Raw genomic sequence first — 15521 nt, forward strand, 5'->3', positions numbered from 1 at the left:
GGCGACCGCGGGCACGGGTGGCGCTGCCGCGGTCGCCGCGGGCGGCGGCGCAGGCGCGACCGCGGGCGCGAGTGCCGCGGGCGGGATCGCGGCGTTCATCGCGTCGATCCCCGCGGCCGCCGTGGCGGTGGCGGCGGGCGTGCTCGTGGTCGCCGGGATCGCGACGGCCCTCGTCGTGAACCTGCTGTCCGGGCCCGACGACGAGGCGACGCTCCCCGTGCCGACCTCGAGCGCCTCCTCGACGAACGACCAGCCCACCGCACCCGCGTCGCCGGGTGCGACGCCGGACCCGAGCACCGCTGCGTCGCAGGGGCCCACCGCGCCGCCCGTCGTCCCGGGTACGGATCCGACGGCGCCCGCGACGAACCCGACGTCCGCCCCGACGAGCCAGCCCACCGCCCAGCCGACGTCGCAGCCCACGTCCCAGCCCACCGCGCAGCCGACGAGCGACCCGACCGAGCCGCCCACGGACCCGCCGACAGATCCCCCGACGGACCCGCCGACCGACCCGCCCACGGATCCCCCGACCGACCCTCCGCCGGCCCCCGCGGCGCTCTCCGTCGTCCTGCCCGACACCGGCCTGTCCCTGTCCGCGGGCGCGACCGACCAGGAGCTCGCGATCGAGGTGGCGAACACGGGCGGCACCGCGGCCGCCGACCTCGCGGCCGACGTCGTCCTGCCCGACGGCGTGACGATCGACGATGTGCTGACGGTGACAACGCCCGGCGTGTTCGGCCGCTTCGCCGCGGCCTCCGACCCCGGCTGGGTGTGCACCGGGGGCGAGCAGTCCCCGACGGCGCGCTGCACCCTCGACGTGCTCGCGCCCAGCACGACCGCGCGCCTCGTCCTGCACGTCGCGGTCGACGAGTCCTACGACCGGTCCGACGGCGAGATCGCGCTGCACGTGAAGGGCGCTGGCCTCGACTACGAGGCGCCGCCGATCCCCGTGCGCGTGGCACCCGCCCCGGCCCGCCTGGCACTGCCGTCCGCGCCCGCGACGCTCGAGCTGCTCAGCCAGCGGCCGACGACGCTCACCCTGCCGCTGCGCAACGCCGGCGGAACGGCCGCGACCGCCGCCGTGGTTCAGGTCGCGCTCCCCGCGGGGATCAGCTGGCAGCAGGTCGGCGGCGACTGGAGCTGCCTGCTGCCGCAGGCGGCGCGAGCGGCCGCGAACGTCGTCGACTGCACCATGGCGACGATCCCCGCACGGGGCTCGGCACCGTTGGCCCTCGCGCTGACGGCCGGAGAGCCGGACGACGTGGGGGACGACCCGATCACGGTGACGCTCAGCCCGTCCGGCCGTGCCACGCCCACCCCGATCTCCGTCCCGTTCACCATCGAGCGCCCCGCGCGCCTGTCGGTGGATGCGGCCGAAGGACTCGAGGTGCTGGGCGGGCACGCGGTGCCGGTCAAGCTCTTGATCGGCGACGAGGGCGACCTGGACGCCTCGGACGTCGTGGTAGAAGCCACCGCGCCCGAGGGCACCCGGTGGGCCGACGCGACTCCCGACGGCTGGGACTGCGGCCTCGACGGCTCGCTCGCCACGTGCACGCGTGACGCGGTGAAGGCCGGCGCGCAGGAGCCGCTCGCCCTCAGCCTCGTCGGTGACGTGGGCGCCACGGGCACGCTCGGCGACCTGACCGTCGCGGCGAGGGCGCCCGGCGCCGATGGTGTGGAGGTCAGCGTGCCGGTCGTGGGCCGCGCGCCGTCGCTCGTCGTGCGGACCGAGACGTCACCCGTGCTCCTGCAGGGCGACGAGGGCGTGCAGGTCTCGTTCGCCGTCGACGTCGGCGAGGGCTCCGACGCCGGTGGCGTCGTGGCACGCGTCGCGCTGCCGCGCAACGTCGTGCCGAACCCCGACGGCAGCCAGACCGCCGGGTGCGCCGCAACCGAGGACCCGCGCGTCGTCGAGTGCCCGCTCGGTGACATCGCCTCGGGCGGCTCCGCGGCCGTGCTCGTCTCGGGGCACCTCATGTGGAGCGAGCGCAGCCGGGTCACGGTCACCGCGCGCGCCACGGGCGCGACCAGCGACCCGGTCCAGATCACCCTGCCTGCCACGTCGGCCGGGCTCGCCGAGCGCTACACCGGGACCGGCGCCGTGACGCAGGTCGGAGCGCCGCTGCTGTCCTGCAACACCTACCTCGCCGCGTGCCGCAACGCGCTCGAGAAGGGCACCGCGGACAACAACGGGCTGGCGATGATCCCGCTCGACGAGGCGCCGTTCGCCGGTCAGCGCGCGAGCGTCGCCGTCTCCTCCAAGGCCCAGCTCGTGATCCCGAAGGGTGCCGCCGTCGAGTTCGCCGGCCTCTACTGGTCCGGCAACGCCGCGGGCTCCGACACGTGGAGCAAGGCGCTGACCGACGCCCGCCTGCGCGGACCCCAGGGCGACTACAAGGCCGTGACGGGCACGGTCATCGCCGACCGGAAGGACAACGCCAACCGCCGGTACTACCAGTCGTTCGCCGACGTGACCGACCAGGTGGCCGCCGGGGGCAGCGGGACCTGGTCCGTGGCGGACATCGCCGTGAGCGCGGGCCGCTCGGACAAGGACCCGACCTACTTCGCCGGCTGGTCGCTCGTCGTCGTCTACTCCGACGGCAGCGACGCCGCCGTGACGGTGTACGACAGCGGCGCGTGGGTGGGCAGCGGCGCGCAGCCGCCCGTGTTCTCGTTCGCGGCGCCCGCGGGCACGCTGGCGCGCGTCGGGGTCGTCGCCTGGGAGGGCGACTACCAGGGCAGCGGCGACCAGCTACGGCTGACGAGCCCGCTGTGCGACGCCGCGCCGGTCGCGCTGACGCCCGTGCGCTGGGACGGCTCGGCGGGCTCGTCGTCCAACGCGTTCGACTCGACCGCGACCGGCTGGCGCGCGGCGAACTCGCTCGGTACGGACGCCAAGGCGTTCCGGCCGGTCCTGCTGGGCTGCGACGTGAGCTCGCTGACCGCGTCGACGGTCGGCGACCAGTACCTCGTCGGCGCCATCACGCTGCGGACGCAGCCGCCCGAGCCTGCGGCTACTGCTGACCCGAGATGAGCCGCAGGTCGGTGAGCCGCTCACCGATCCGCCGGACGTCGTCCGACCCGCCGGGGACCAGCGAGAGCGCCGTCACGGTCTCGGCGCCGGGCAGCGCGTCGACCGCAAGCTCGTGCAGGGTCGCGGCGACGTCGGCCAGGGCGGTCGCCGTGGTCGACTCGGGCACCGAGACGTACAGGACGAAGCCGGCGCGTGGCGGCGGGGGCAAGGGAGCAGGAAGTGCCATGGGGTTCTCCGGGTGTGCGGTCCGCCGGTGGGGCGGGAGGGTCGGGCCTGAGGGGCGACGTCAGGCCGGACAGCGCATCGCAGATACGCGCACGGCGGACGCCGCCGTGGCGTAGTGCGTGGGTCGGATCACGGTGCGAGCATCGCACGGCTCGTCGGCCGTGCCCAAGGAGTTACCCGGGTGGTCTCACCCGGTGGATGCTCAGACGACGCCGTAGAGGCGGTCTCCCGCGTCCCCGAGGCCCGGCACGATGTACGCCTTCTCGTTGAGGCGCTCGTCGACCGCGGCGACGACGATCGACACGTCGGCCCGGTCGCCCACGAAGTCCTCGACGACCTTGAGGCCCTCCGGCGCGGCCAGCAGGCAGACCGCGGTGACGTCGCGCGCGCCGCGCTGCAGCAGGTAGTCGATGGCCGCGACCAGCGTCCCGCCGGTGGCGAGCATGGGGTCGAGCAGGAAGCACTGCCGGCCGGACAGGTCGTCGGGCAGGCGGTTGGCGTACGTGATCGCCTCGAGGGTCTCCTCGTCGCGCTGCATGCCCAGGAAGCCGACCTCGGCGGTCGGGAGCAGGCGCGTCATGCCGTCGAGCATGCCGAGCCCGGCGCGCAGGATCGGGACGACGATCGGGCGCGGCGTGGCCAGCTTGCGCGCGGTGGTCGTGGTGACCGGCGTGGTGATCTCGACCTCGCGGGTGTGCACGTCCCGGGTCGCCTCGTACGCGAGCAGGGTGACCAGCTCGTCGACGAGGAGGCGGAAGGTCGCCGAGTGGGTCTCGACGTCACGCAGGACGGCGAGCTTGTGGTCGACCAGCGGGTGGTTCGCGACGTGCAGGCGCATGGGAGCAACTTACCGGGTGTCCCACGTGCTGGGATGCACCAAGGTCGTCCGCCACCTCGCCGCTGGGGGATCATGGCGGCATGAGCACCCGACCCGAGGCGGCCGCCGACGCGTTGGCGATGGGCGAGGCGCTCGACGAGGCCGTGCTGGCGCTCGCGACCGGCGACGTGCCGGTCGGCGCCGTGGTGCTGGGTCCGGGCGGAGAGGTCGTCGGGCGCGGGCACAACGTGCGCGAGGCCGCCGCGGACCCCGCGGGCCACGCCGAGGTCGTCGCGCTGCGGTCCGCCGCCGCGGCGCTGGGCCGGTGGCGGCTCGACGACTGCACCCTGGTCGTGACCCTCGAGCCGTGCCTCATGTGCGCCGGGGCGACGGTGCTGGCCCGCGTGCCGCGGCTGGTGCTGGGCGCGTGGGACCCCAAGGCTGGCGCGTGCGGGTCGCAGTGGGACGTGGTGCGCGACCGGCGGCTCAACCACCGCGTCGAGGTCGTCGGCGGCGTGCGGGCCGCGGAGTCCTCAGAGCTGCTGCGGCGCTTCTTCGAGGGCCACCGGCAGGAGCCGGGCGAGGGCGCTCAGGGTCTCTGACGTCCCCGCGTGGTAGGTGAGCGTGGCGTGCCGGTCGCCGCGCGTGGCGCCCCGGTTGACGATGACGATCGGCTTCTCGGCGGCCGCGGCGTGCCGGACGAACCGCAGCCCCGACTGCACCGTGAGCGACGAGCCCGCGACGAGCAGGGCGTCGCCCTCGTCGACCATCGCGTAGGCCGCATCCACCCGCGGTCGCGGCACGTTCTCGCCGAAGTAGACGATGTCCGGCTTGAGCATCCCGCCGCACACCGGGCAGTCCGCGACGACGAAGTCGGCGGTCTGCTCGATGACGGCGTCCGCGTCGGGAGCGATCTCGATGTCCGCCACGGCCTCGGGGGCGAAGTGCGGATTGAGCGCGTCGAGCAGGTCGGCCAGCTCGCGCCGGCTCATCACCGTGCCGCAGCTCAGGCACACCACGCGGTCGTAGCGGCCGTGCAGGTCGATGACGTTGCGCGAGCCCGCGGCCTCGTGCAGCAGGTCGACGTTCTGCGTGATGATCCCCACCACGACGCCCTCGTCCTCGAGTCGCGCGAGCGCCCGGTGCCCCTCGTTGGGCTGCGTCCGGCGCACGTGCCGCCAGCCCACGTGGTTGCGCGCCCAGTAGTGTCGGCGGAACGCGTCGTCGCTGGTGAACTGCTGGAACGTCATCGGCGTGCGGGGCGGCGAGTCCGGCCCGCGGTAGTCCGGGATCCCTGAGTCGGTGGATACGCCGGCGCCCGTCAGGACGGTCAGCCGGCGGCCCGTCAGGACCGCCAGGACATCATCGAAGCTCACCGCTCCACCGTACGTCGGGGCCGGATTCGGAGCACGGCCCTCGACCGGGTACCCTTCTCGGCGAGGTAGCGTGTCCGAGCGGCCTAAGGAGCACGCCTCGAAAGCGTGTGTGGGTGAAAGTCCACCGTGGGTTCAAATCCCACCGCTACCGCCGATCGAAGCGGCCCTGACCAGCAGGTCAGGGCCGCTTCGCTGCGTCCGGCTACTTCTTCGGCAGCACGACCAGCTTCGCCTTCGCGGACGCCGCCGCGACCGTCGTGCTCCCGGAGTGCTTCACGTCAGCGTGTACGACTTCACCTGCAGGTGGATCGTCGCGCGCGCGCCCTTCGCGGTCGCCCCGCCGACGTACGTCGAGCTGCGCCGGGCGCGGGCCCGGCCTCGAGGCGGCCGCAGATTTGTTAGGACTTTTTTGTAAGGAACTCTTCCACTGGCCCCAGATCGGGCACTACGGTCAAAACGCACCCTCGTCGGAGAGGGCCGCCCCGACGTCGTGGCGGCCCGATCCGTCGGTCCGCTGCCAGCCCCGCCCTTCCCCCGGAGGTCCCGCATGCGTCGCATCTTCCGTCCCAACCGCTCGAGCGCCCGCGTCGTCGCGGCCCTCGCAGCCACCGCCATGGTCGCGAGCCTCGGCCTCACGATCGGCCTGTCCTCGGCGGGCGCCGCCGACACCTGCGGCCAGAAGTCGAGGCCCGCGGGCAAGGTCCTGCAGGGCTACTGGGAGAGCTGGGACAACTCCTCGGTCCACCCGGGCCTGGGCTACATCCCCATCGACGACGCCCGCCAGGCGCAGCACGGCTACAACGTGCTGATGGCCGCGTTCCCCGTGATCCTGCCCGACGGGACGGTCAAGTGGCAGGACGGCATGGACACCGGCGTCGACGTCCCGACGCCCGCGCAGGTGTGCGCCGCCAAGGCCCAGGGCCACACGGTCCTGCTGTCGATCGGCGGGGCGAACGCGAGCATCGACCTGTCGTCGAGCGCCGTGGCGGACAAGTTCGTCGCGACGATCGTCCCGATCCTCAAGGCCAACAACTTCGACGGCATCGACATCGACATCGAGGCGGGCCTGACCGGGTCCGGCAGCATCGGGACTCTGTCCACCTCGCAGTCCAACCTGATCCGGATCATCGACGGGATCCTCGCCGCGATGCCCGCGGGCTTCGGCCTGACGATGGCCCCCGAGACCGCCTACGTCACCGGAGGGTCGGTCGTGTACGGCTCGATCTGGGGCTCGTACCTCCCGATCATCAAGAAGTACGCCGACAACGGCCGGCTGTGGTGGCTGAACATGCAGTACTACAACGGGTCGATGCACGACTGCTCGGGGGGCTCGTACGCGGCGGGCACGGTCGCGGGATTCGTCGCCCAGACCCGGTGCCTCGACGCCGGCCTGACCGTGCAGGGCACGACCATCCGGGTGCCGTACGACAAGCAGGTCCCCGGCCTGCCCGCCCAGCCCGGAGCCGGCGGCGGGTACATGACGCCCGCGCTCGTCGCGCAGGCGTGGTCGCAGCTCGGTGGAGCGCCCAAGGGCCTGATGACCTGGTCGATCAACTGGGACGGGTCGAAGGGCTGGACGTTCGGCGACAACGCGAAGGCGCTGTTCGGCGGCACGAACCCCACGCCGACCCCCACCCCGACGCCGACGACCACGCCCAAGCCGACGGTCACCCCGACGCCCACAGCGACGCCGACCCCGACGCCCACGCCGACGCCCACCCCCACGACCCCGGCCACCGGCACGTGGACCGCGAACCACGCGTATGCGGTCGGTGACGTGGTGACCTACGGCGGCAAGCAGTACCGCTGCCGCCAGGCGCACACGTCGCTGACCGGCTGGGAGCCGCCGAACGTGCTGGCGCTCTGGCTGCCGCTCTGACCGGACGACGAGGGCCCCGCCGAACGCATCGGCGGGGCCCTCGTCGGCTCAGGACGCCTGCGTCGCCCGAGCGTGGGTCAGCGCCCACTCGAGCGCGTGGTCGGCCACCTCTTCCCAGCCGGGCTCGGCGCAGATCCAGTGCGAGCGGCCGGGGAACTCCACGTACTCGGTGATCGCCGGGGAGTGGCGGTAGTGCTTGGCGTTCGACTTGTTCACGGACGGCGGCATGATGTGGTCCTCGCTGCCGCCGATGAACAGCAGCGGGGCGCGGTCGGCGGCGTAGTCGACCCACGTCTCCTGGTGGCCGGGCTTGAAGTTGGCGATGAGCCCGTACGCCCACACCCAGTTGCCGGGCGCGGCGATCGCGTACTTCTCCCACACGGCGTCCGACTCCTCGCGGGACAGGGTGTTGGCGAACGCGTAGTGGAACTCCTCGGCCGTGAACCCGACGGCCCGGTGGTAGTTGGCCGGGTTCTTCAGCGCCGGGAACAGCGACCTGGCCTGCGACAGCGGCGTGACCCGCACGCCCTCGGTCGGGGCCGAGTCGACGACGACCGCCGCGGCGCCCAGGCCGCGCGCGAGCAGGAGCTGGGTCAGGGTGCCGCCGAACGAGTGGCCGATGATGATCGGCGGCGCGTCGAGGGCCTCGATCTGCCGAGCGAGGTGGTCGACCGTCTCGGGGACGGTGAGCCTCGCGATGACGTCGGGGTTCTCCCGCAGCGCCTCGACCTCGATCTCGAACCCCGGGTAGGCGGGCGCGAGCACCCGGAAGCCCTTCGCCTCGAAGTGCGCGACCCAACCCTCCCAGCTGCGCGGGGTCATCCACAGTCCGTGCACGAGCACGATGGTGTCCGGGGCGTTCGTGTCAGGCATGAGCGTTCCTTCCGGTCGGTGCAGGGCGGGTGTTCTCGGTGTTCTCAGTGCGGCAGGGAGTCGACGAACGCGAGCAGGTCGGCGTGCAGCCGGTCGCGCGCGGTGTCCGGCAGGCCGTGCGCGCCGTCGGCGTAGACGGTGAGCCGGGCGTCGGCGATGAGCGTGACGGAGCGCTCGCCGCCGACCGCGAAGGGCACGACCTGGTCGTCGTCGCCGTGGATGACCAGCGTCGGGACGTCGATCGCGGCGAGGTCGGGGCGGAAGTCGGTGGCCGAGAACGCGGCGATGCACTCGTAGGCGGCGCGGTGCCCGCACGCCATGCTCTGCAGCCAGAACGCGTCGCGCACGCCCTGGGAGATGTCGTTGTTGCGGTTGTGCCCGAAGAACGGGCCGTCCGCGAGGTCGCGGTAGAGCTGGGAGCGGTCGGTCGCCTCGCCGGCGCGGATCTGGTCGAAGACCGCCAGGGGCAGGCCGCCGGGGTTGTCGTCGGCCGCGAGCATGAGCGGTGGCACGGCCGAGACCAGGACGAGGCCCGCGACGCGGGCGGTGCCGTGCCGCCCGACGTAGTGGACGATCTCGCCGCCGCCCGTGGAGTGCCCGACGAGGGTCGCGTCTTGCAGGTCGAGGTGCTCGACGAGGCACGCGAGGTCGTCCGCGTAGGTGTCCATCTCGTTGCCGTGCCAGGTCTGGCTCGAGCGACCGTGCCCGCGACGGTCGTGCGCGATCGCCCGGTGCCCGTGCTCGGCGAGGAACAGGGCGGCCGCCTCCCACGCGTCGGCGTTGAGCGGCCAGCCGTGGCTCAGGACGACGGGCGTGCCGTCGGTGCCCCAGTCCTTGTAGAAGATCTGCGCGCCGTCCTCGGTCGTCACGTGGGGCATCGTCGGGACCTCTCCGTCGTCGTTCGTCGGGGTTCCCCGAGCGTGTCCGCCGACGACGCACGGCCGCACCACGTGCGGCACGTAGTCAGGGCCGCGGCAGCACCTGGGCGAGCTGGCGGCGCGAGGTGACGCCGAGCTTCCGGAACACCTTGCGCAGGTGGTAGTCGACCGTGTTCGCGCTGATGAACAGTGCCGCCCCGATCTCGGCGTTGGTCTCGCCAGCTGCGGCCCGGCGCGCGATGGTCGCCTCACGGGGGGTCAGGTCGACGGAAGCGCCGTCGCCGCGGGGCGGGACGTGCTCGCCCGTGGCGGCGAGCTCGGTGGCGGCTCGTCGGGCGAATGCCGGGGCCTCGATCCGCTCGAACGCGGCCACGGCGACGCGAAGGTGCTCGCGCGCGTCGACCCGGCGCTTCTCGCGGCGCAGCCACTCGCCGTACACGAGGTGGGCGCGCGCCAGGTCCGCGGGGGTCGCCGACCGTCCGAGCCAGCCGATCGCGGCGAGGTACAGCGCCTCGGCCTCGTCGGGCGGGGCGAGCAGCGCGGCGCTGCGGGCCGCGAGGCCGCGGATCCACGGCGTGCCGCTCGCGCGCGCGAACGCGTCGAGCTGATCGGCAGTCTCCCGCGCGGCGGCGACGTGACCGCTGCGGACCGCGGCCTCCACGTAGTCGGGCAGCTGCCCGTAGGTGACCTGCAGGAACGGGCGCTCGATCATCGGCCGCAGTCGCTCGTACGCGTCCCGGTAGTGGCCCTCGGCGATGTCCCGCACGCTCAGCCCGGTCATCGCCACGGTCCACGCGCCGCCGAACCCCATCGGCACGAGGGCGTCGGCGATCGCCTGGATCTGCTCGCGCGGCGCGCCCGCCCAGGCGAGGTAGGCGACGTTGACGACCTGCTCGGCGGGATATCCCATCGCCCGGCGCAGCTCGCGGACCTGCTCGACGTACCGCCCGGCCGCTGCCGGGTCGCCGCGCACGAGCTCGACGAGGCTCAGCAGCCACAGCGACGCGTCGAGCATCTGCAGCGAGCCTGCCTCCCGCGCGACGCGGGCGGCCCGCTCGAGGTCGTCGATGCAGGACCTCTCGTCCCACAGCGCCATCGACAGCGCGATGCCGAAGTACCCGACGTCGAGGAGCTCCGCGTCGGGGATCTCGGCGATCGTCGCGAGAGCGGCACGCATCGCGGGGACCGCCTGCTCGTAGGGCAGCAGGATGTGGGCACTCAGGCCGCGCAGGGCGGACGCGCGCGGCCCGGGTGCGACGTCCGCCCCGGCCGCGAGCCGGTGCCCCAGCTCGTCGAGGGTCACGCCCTGCATCAGCCACTCCGCGGGCAGGGCGACCTCGAACGCGCGGATGAGGGTGCGCTGCTCGCGCGCGGGGTCGACGCCGTGGAACGCGCCGGCGGCGCGCAGCAGGTTCGCGGTCCCCGCGACGATGCCGGCCGGGTCGGCCATGAACGTCGCGAGCAGCGCGCGCGTGGCGATGGCCCGGCCCCGTCCCACGCGGTCGAGCTGGTCGGGGTCGAGCCGGTCGAGCAGCGCGATGCTGTGGTGCGCGGCGCCCACGGCGGCGGCGGCCTCGGCGGCGTCGAGGAGCCGGGCGTCCCGGCCGGGACCGGGCGGGCTGAGCTCGGCGGCGCGTTCGAGCAGGCGCGCGCGTGAGGCCAGCCCGCCGCGCATCCCTGCGCGGTCGGCCGCCGCGCCCAGGCGTGCCGCGACCGCCTCGTCGGTCCCGACGACCGCCGCGGCCGCGTGCCACACCTCGAGCTCGTGCGCTCCCTCGGCGGCCGACGCCCCGGCCAGGGCCGCGTGGATCTCGCGCCGACGCGGACCAGGCAGCGCCCCGTACACGGCCGCGCGGACGAGCGGGTGGCGGAACTCGATCGTCCGCCCGGCGACGACGAGCCCGGCGGTCTCGGCGGGTTCGCCCGCGTGTGCCGCGATGTCGAGCGCGGCACAGGCCTGTGCGACGAGGGACGGCTCGCCCGACGACTCCGCGGCGGCGACGGCGAGCCACGCGCGCGTCGGGCCGGGCAGCCCGCGGACCTGCGCGAGGTAGTGGGCCTCGAGCCGGGACCCGATCGGGACGGGGTAGGGCTCGGCGCCGACGACGCCGCCGGCGGCCAGCTCGGGGGACAGGTCGATCAGGGCCAGGGGGTTGCCGCCGGTGGCCGCCGCGATGCTGCTGGCCACGCGCGGGTCGACGACGCCGCCCTCGACCGAGCGGTCGGCGAGCGCGGCGGCCGCGACCGCGTCGAGTCCGGCGAGCTCGAGGTCGGGCAGCCCGGGGAGGTCGGCCGCGCCGCGCGCCGCGAGCAGGAGCGCGACGCGCTCGGCCTGGAGCCGGCGGGCGACGAACGCCAGGACCTCGCGCGACTCGAGGTCGAGCCAGTGCGCGTCGTCGACCACGCAGACGAGCGTCTGGCGTCGGGCCGCTGCCGCGAGCAGCCCGAGCAGGCCGAGGCCGACGAGGAACCGGTCGGGTGGGTCGCCGTCGGAGGTGCCCGTCGCCACCGCGAGCGCGGCGCGCTGCCGGTCCGGGAGCGCCGCCTGCTCGTCGGCCAGCTGCAGGACCAGCCGGTGCACCCCCGCGAAGGCCATCGTCGACTCGGCCTCGTAGCCGTCGGAGCGCAGGATGCGGACGTCGGGCAGGTCGTGCGTCGCGGCGGCCAGCAGCGCCGACTTGCCCATGCCGGGGTCCCCGCGCACGAGCAGCGTCCCGCTCGTGCCGTTGCGGGCAGCCGTGATCGTCGCGCCGAGACGCCGCAGCTCGTCGGCGCGACCAAGGAGCGGGGCGGCCACGGTGGTGATGGCCATACCCTAGGGGCTGCGAGGTGCGTTTGTGCAGGTCCGGGCCGATTCGGGTCGTCGTCCTGCGGTCAGCCTCAGGCGGCTCGGTCTCGACGGCCGCGCCCGACGGATCGGCGCTCGCCTCCGAAGGAGAAGTAGCGGTGCAGCGCCTCGTCGAGCGCGCCGGCATCACGAGTCTCGACCGCGTCGACGAGCTGCTGAGCGAGGTCGAGCGTCATGTCGGAGGCGGCTTCGGGGTGTCGCACCGCGAAGAACCGCCCGCGGACGTGGATCGGCTCGAGGATCTGACCGTAGACGCCGCGTCCCAGCGCGGTGTCGAGGCGATGGAACAGGTCCCCGACGGCGAGCGTCGTAGCCATGCCGGGTGCAGCGGCCGTGACGTCGGCGAGCCCCTCGCGCAGCTGAGCGGCGAGGTGCTCGGGCCGGTCGCGGAGCGCGAGCTGGGCGACCGTTCGACGAAGGACGTGCGCGACGTCGGCGAGGTTGCGCAGGTCGGCCTCCTCGATCACCGCGACCCGGGTGGGCCGACCTGGTTCGAGCTCGACGAGGGCCTGCCGCGAGAGCCGGCGAAGAGCGTCGCGGACCGGGGTCCGCGACACCCCGAGCCACGCGATCAGGTCCGCCTCGACCAGCGTCTCTCCGGGCAGCAGGGTCCCGTCGGCGATCGCCTCCCGGATCTGGGCCGTGGCTCGTCCGGCACAGGTGTCGCCCGTGACCTCTGGCTCGAGCGGGCCCCCGTGATCCTGGACGCCGTCGACGAGACCCGGGATGTAGACGGCGGTGTGCTCGTGCCAGATGGTCATCAGCGCGTCCACGTCGCCCGCGAGCAGCGCCTCGATCTCCGCGAGCTCGAAAGCGGCCTCGGTCGTCGGGTCGATCAGGTCCGCAATCTGCCAGTTGAACCGGCGGGCGTACGGGCCGATCCAGCGGATCACGCGGTCGTACTCCGGATTGCCGAGGCGGTTGACGATCACCGCGTAGAAGTCCGTCCACACCCGGCAGCAGCGAACTGTCTGTCGTACGACGGCGTCCGACGTGAGCGCGGTGTCCCGATAGGCGACCAGGGCCGCACGGTCGGCGGCCGTCAGGCGTCCCACGGTCAGGCGCATGGCGTCGGCGACCAGGACGTAGAGGACGGTCGTCGCCTCACGCAGGCTGCGCTGGTCGATCGCCGACACGATCGTCGCGCGTCGAGGAAGGATCTCGACCATGTGGAAGGACGCCAGGCCGTTCAACGCCTCGCGCAGTGGCCCGCGAGAGAGGCCGAACTCGGCAGCGAGGACGTCGTCGTCCAAGCGGGTTCCCGCGGGGTAGGTGCCGTCGATGATCCGACTCAGCAGGGTCTGGTAGCAGACCTCGCGGACCGGCTCGGGGCGGGGTGGCGGGATGGCGGTGGGGATAGGCATGGCGGACCTCGTGTGCTCGAGTCCCCTGCGTGCTCAGTGTCTCCCGTCGGCGAACCACCGATCCGGGACCATCGTCCTGATCAGCCCTTCGCCCGGATCGCCTTCGCGGCGGCCAGGTCCTTGGCCGAGAACCCGTACCCACCCGCCGTGCGCGAGGTCGCTCCGAGGTACTTCCACGCGTACGCGTCGGTGACCTGCTCCGAGCGACTGCCCGCCAGCGCGGGATGGGCCGAGCCCACCGCGCGCCAGATCAGGGCGTGCGCGCTCTCGTGCAGGACCAGGTTGCGGATCGCGGTCCGCTTCCAGGTCGCCTTGCCGTCGTACGCGGCCGACTTCGTCAGCTGCAGGTCGTTGCTGCCGGCGACGTAGCAGCCGCCCGCCTGGAAGGCGGTCGCCGTGCTGACGCTCGCCCGGGTGCCGCACGCCTGCTTGTTCGTGTAGACGATCCGCAGCCCGTGCTGCGCGGCGACGGTGTCGGCGTAGTGGTTCGCCCGCGCGAGCGTCTTCGCGGGGACCCAGCCGGTCGAGGTCCTCGCCCAGCTGCCGCGGGTCGAGGTGACCACGACGCGGTCCATGCGCTTGAGCCGCTTCTTCACGGTCGACGACGTGGCGGGCCTCGCACGCGCGACTGTCGCGGTGACCACCACGCGGGTGGCTCCGTCGGCCGCCTGGGCCGGCGCCGCAGCCGCCAGCCCGGTGAGCACGAGAACGGCCGCCAGGACGGCTGCGATGCGACGGCACTTCCGGCTGCTTTCCATAAAGAAAGCCTATTGAATTGGAGTGAAATACCGAGTTGCTTATCGCCCCGGTGAAATACACCTGTACATTTCAGCCATTGTTTCGCGACGTGTCCCGGCGCAGGTAGTTCCACGCGATGAACGCGCAGACGATCCCGTTGGCCAGCCCGACGAGCACGTCGGTCAGCGAGTGCATGCCGCGGTAGAGCCGCGCCGACCCCATCGCGAGCGGGCAGAGCAGCAGCAGGACCGTCACGACGACCCGCAGGGCCCGGTTCTCGATCCGCTGCGCGACCAGCGCGAGCGTCACGTACAGCGCGGTCGAGGCGCCGGTGTGCCCGCTCGGGTAGCTCGAGGTGGGCGGCGCGTCGTCGAGGTGGTCGACGTCCGGGCGCTCGCGGCCCACGACGAGCGAGGACGTGAGGAACACCGCGGCCTGCAGCCCGATCGCCAGTCCCGGCACGAGCGCGAACCACCACTGCTTCGTCCGCCAGAGCAGCAGGAGCATCACGACGATCGCGATCGCCACGACGATCGGGGTGTTGCCGATCTGGGAGATGACCGCCGTGATGTCGTTCAGGGCGGGCGTGCGGATCGAGACGAACCACTCGCTCACGCCCTTCTCGCCGGGCAGGTTGTCGAGCGGCCCGGTGATCAGGAACCCGAGGCCGACGATGACGACCCACACCGCGGCTGCGGGGACGAGCGCCCGCAGCGCGATGTCACGCCAGAACTCGCGGGCCGGCGGGCGGCTGGTGTCCAGCTCGTAGCGGTGGACGAACGTGCTCACTCAGACCTCCGGGTCGGGGGTGTCGTCGCGCAGCGCGGTCCAGCCGCGATACCCGATGTAGGACGCGCCCGAGACGGTCGCGCCGAGCAGGATGCCGCCGACGACGTCGGACGGGTAGTGCGCACCAAGCAGGACGCGGTCGGCGCCCGTGGCCAGCGTGAGGACGGCCGCCGTGGTCGTCACGGCGACGCGGCCGCGCGCGCCGAGCATCGGCCACAGCAGCAGGGTCACGGTGGTGCCGGTCGCTGCGATCGCGAACGCGTGGCCCGAGGGGAAGCTCGTGCCACCGGCGTGGACCAACGCGTCCTCGACGACGGGGCGTGCGCGGCGGACCAGCTCCTTGGAGAAGTTGGCGATCAGCCAGGACGCCATGAGCGTCCCGAACCCCCACAGGGCGCGGCCCGGCTGGTGGTGGCGTCGCCAGACCCACAGGCACACGAGCGATCCGGCGAGGTAGACCCAGCGCGGCTGGAAGACCTCCTGCCACACGATCAGCGCATCGTGGAACGCGGGGTGCGCGCGGGTGAAGTCGGTCGCCTCGACGATCGCGTGCTGGTCCCAGCGGACGATCGGGCCGACGTCCGAGCGGACGACGTAGGCCAGTGCCGCGACCGGCAGGCCGACGCCGAGGGCCAGGCCGCCCGCGCGCAGCAGGGCGCGCCAGGGGATCCGGGCCGTTCGCATCCCCGGAGATTATGTGCGC

General features: G+C 73.5%; 12 protein-coding genes, 1 tRNA gene and 1 pseudogene. 4 read left to right on the forward strand and 10 right to left on the reverse strand.

The window, feature by feature from the left end; genetic code table 11:
- Positions 1-3031: pseudogene (locus D1825_RS18280) on the forward strand (PT domain-containing protein); the annotation flags it as partial.
- Here the strand turns inward: D1825_RS18280 and D1825_RS13530 are convergent.
- Entirely contained in the window at positions 3012-3257 is a 246-nt protein-coding gene (locus D1825_RS13530) for a hypothetical protein (protein ID WP_138067674.1), read from the reverse strand. The pseudogene D1825_RS18280 and the gene D1825_RS13530 sit on opposite strands and share 20 nt — an antisense overlap.
- A 201-nt stretch (positions 3258-3458) precedes the next feature.
- Positions 3459-4094: a uracil phosphoribosyltransferase gene (gene upp / locus D1825_RS13535; RefSeq protein WP_118767941.1), complete on the reverse strand. Its 636-nt coding sequence runs from the start codon at positions 4092-4094 to the stop codon at positions 3459-3461.
- 80 nt (positions 4095-4174) lie between these two features.
- Here upp and D1825_RS13540 point away from each other — a divergent pair, with 80 nt between their 5' ends.
- On the forward strand, positions 4175-4675 hold the full coding sequence (locus D1825_RS13540) for a nucleoside deaminase (protein WP_407643333.1): 501 nt from the start codon (positions 4175-4177) through the stop codon (positions 4673-4675).
- On the opposite strand, the gene D1825_RS13545 is transcribed toward D1825_RS13540, so the two are convergent.
- Positions 4607-5449 (reverse strand): NAD-dependent protein deacetylase, encoded by an 843-nt coding sequence (locus tag D1825_RS13545; protein ID WP_118767942.1) that lies wholly within the window; start codon positions 5447-5449, stop codon positions 4607-4609. The two genes, D1825_RS13540 and D1825_RS13545, sit on opposite strands and share 69 nt — an antisense overlap.
- Positions 5450-5513: 64 nt before the next feature.
- On the opposite strand from D1825_RS13545, the gene D1825_RS13550 reads away from it, so the two are divergent.
- Both D1825_RS13550 and D1825_RS13555 read left to right on the forward strand, forming a co-directional pair.
- Positions 5514-5600, forward strand: a tRNA-Ser gene (locus D1825_RS13550).
- A gap of 396 nt (positions 5601-5996) precedes the next feature.
- Complete coding sequence (locus tag D1825_RS13555) at positions 5997-7328, forward strand: carbohydrate-binding protein (protein WP_199721599.1); 1332 nt, start codon at positions 5997-5999, stop codon at positions 7326-7328.
- 48 nt (positions 7329-7376) lie between these two features.
- Here the strand turns inward: D1825_RS13555 and D1825_RS13560 are convergent, their stop codons facing one another.
- From D1825_RS13560 to D1825_RS13590, 7 genes are all read right to left on the reverse strand, one after another.
- Positions 7377-8201 (reverse strand): alpha/beta hydrolase, encoded by an 825-nt coding sequence (locus D1825_RS13560; protein WP_118767943.1) that lies wholly within the window; start codon positions 8199-8201, stop codon positions 7377-7379.
- Between the two features lie 44 nt (positions 8202-8245).
- Complete coding sequence (locus D1825_RS13565; RefSeq protein WP_118767944.1) at positions 8246-9079, reverse strand: alpha/beta fold hydrolase; 834 nt, start codon at positions 9077-9079, stop codon at positions 8246-8248.
- 85 nt (positions 9080-9164) lie between these two features.
- Positions 9165-11891, reverse strand: coding sequence for an AAA family ATPase (locus D1825_RS13570; protein ID WP_233549901.1), 2727 nt, complete (start codon positions 11889-11891; stop codon positions 9165-9167).
- A 68-nt stretch (positions 11892-11959) separates the two neighbouring features.
- Entirely contained in the window at positions 11960-13291 is a 1332-nt protein-coding gene (locus tag D1825_RS18740) for a GntR family transcriptional regulator (RefSeq protein ID WP_118767945.1), read from the reverse strand.
- A gap of 80 nt (positions 13292-13371) precedes the next feature.
- A complete protein-coding gene (locus tag D1825_RS13580; protein WP_138067675.1) occupies positions 13372-14049 on the reverse strand; it encodes an SH3 domain-containing protein in 678 nt (225 codons plus the stop codon).
- Positions 14050-14119: 70 nt separating this feature from the next.
- Positions 14120-14818 (reverse strand): phosphatase PAP2 family protein, encoded by a 699-nt coding sequence (locus tag D1825_RS13585; protein ID WP_118767947.1) that lies wholly within the window; start codon positions 14816-14818, stop codon positions 14120-14122.
- The gene (locus D1825_RS13590) at positions 14819-15502 is read right to left on the reverse strand and encodes a phosphatase PAP2 family protein (protein WP_118767948.1); all 684 of its coding nucleotides are present in this window, start codon (positions 15500-15502) and stop codon (positions 14819-14821) included. It lies immediately after the preceding gene.
- Positions 15503-15521 lie beyond the last annotated feature (19 nt).

The sequence above is a fragment of the Cellulomonas rhizosphaerae genome, from assembly GCF_003470205.1.
GTDB lineage: Bacteria > Actinomycetota > Actinomycetes > Actinomycetales > Cellulomonadaceae > Cellulomonas > Cellulomonas rhizosphaerae.

Coding starts and splice junctions, on each gene's coding strand:
- D1825_RS13580 (WP_138067675.1), bottom strand. CDS start 14,049: ATGGAAAGCAGCCGGAAGTGCCGTCGCATCGCAGCCGTCCTGGCGGCC.
- D1825_RS13555 (WP_199721599.1), top strand. CDS start 5,997: ATGCGTCGCATCTTCCGTCCCAACCGCTCGAGCGCCCGCGTCGTCGCG.
- D1825_RS13565 (WP_118767944.1), bottom strand. CDS start 9,079: ATGCCCCACGTGACGACCGAGGACGGCGCGCAGATCTTCTACAAGGAC.
- D1825_RS13560 (WP_118767943.1), bottom strand. CDS start 8,201: ATGCCTGACACGAACGCCCCGGACACCATCGTGCTCGTGCACGGACTG.
- upp (WP_118767941.1), bottom strand. CDS start 4,094: ATGCGCCTGCACGTCGCGAACCACCCGCTGGTCGACCACAAGCTCGCC.
- D1825_RS13590 (WP_118767948.1), bottom strand. CDS start 15,502: ATGCGAACGGCCCGGATCCCCTGGCGCGCCCTGCTGCGCGCGGGCGGC.
- D1825_RS18740 (WP_118767945.1), bottom strand. CDS start 13,291: ATGCCTATCCCCACCGCCATCCCGCCACCCCGCCCCGAGCCGGTCCGC.
- D1825_RS13570 (WP_233549901.1), bottom strand. CDS start 11,891: ATGGCCATCACCACCGTGGCCGCCCCGCTCCTTGGTCGCGCCGACGAG.
- D1825_RS13540 (WP_407643333.1), top strand. CDS start 4,175: ATGAGCACCCGACCCGAGGCGGCCGCCGACGCGTTGGCGATGGGCGAG.
- D1825_RS13530 (WP_138067674.1), bottom strand. CDS start 3,257: ATGGCACTTCCTGCTCCCTTGCCCCCGCCGCCACGCGCCGGCTTCGTC.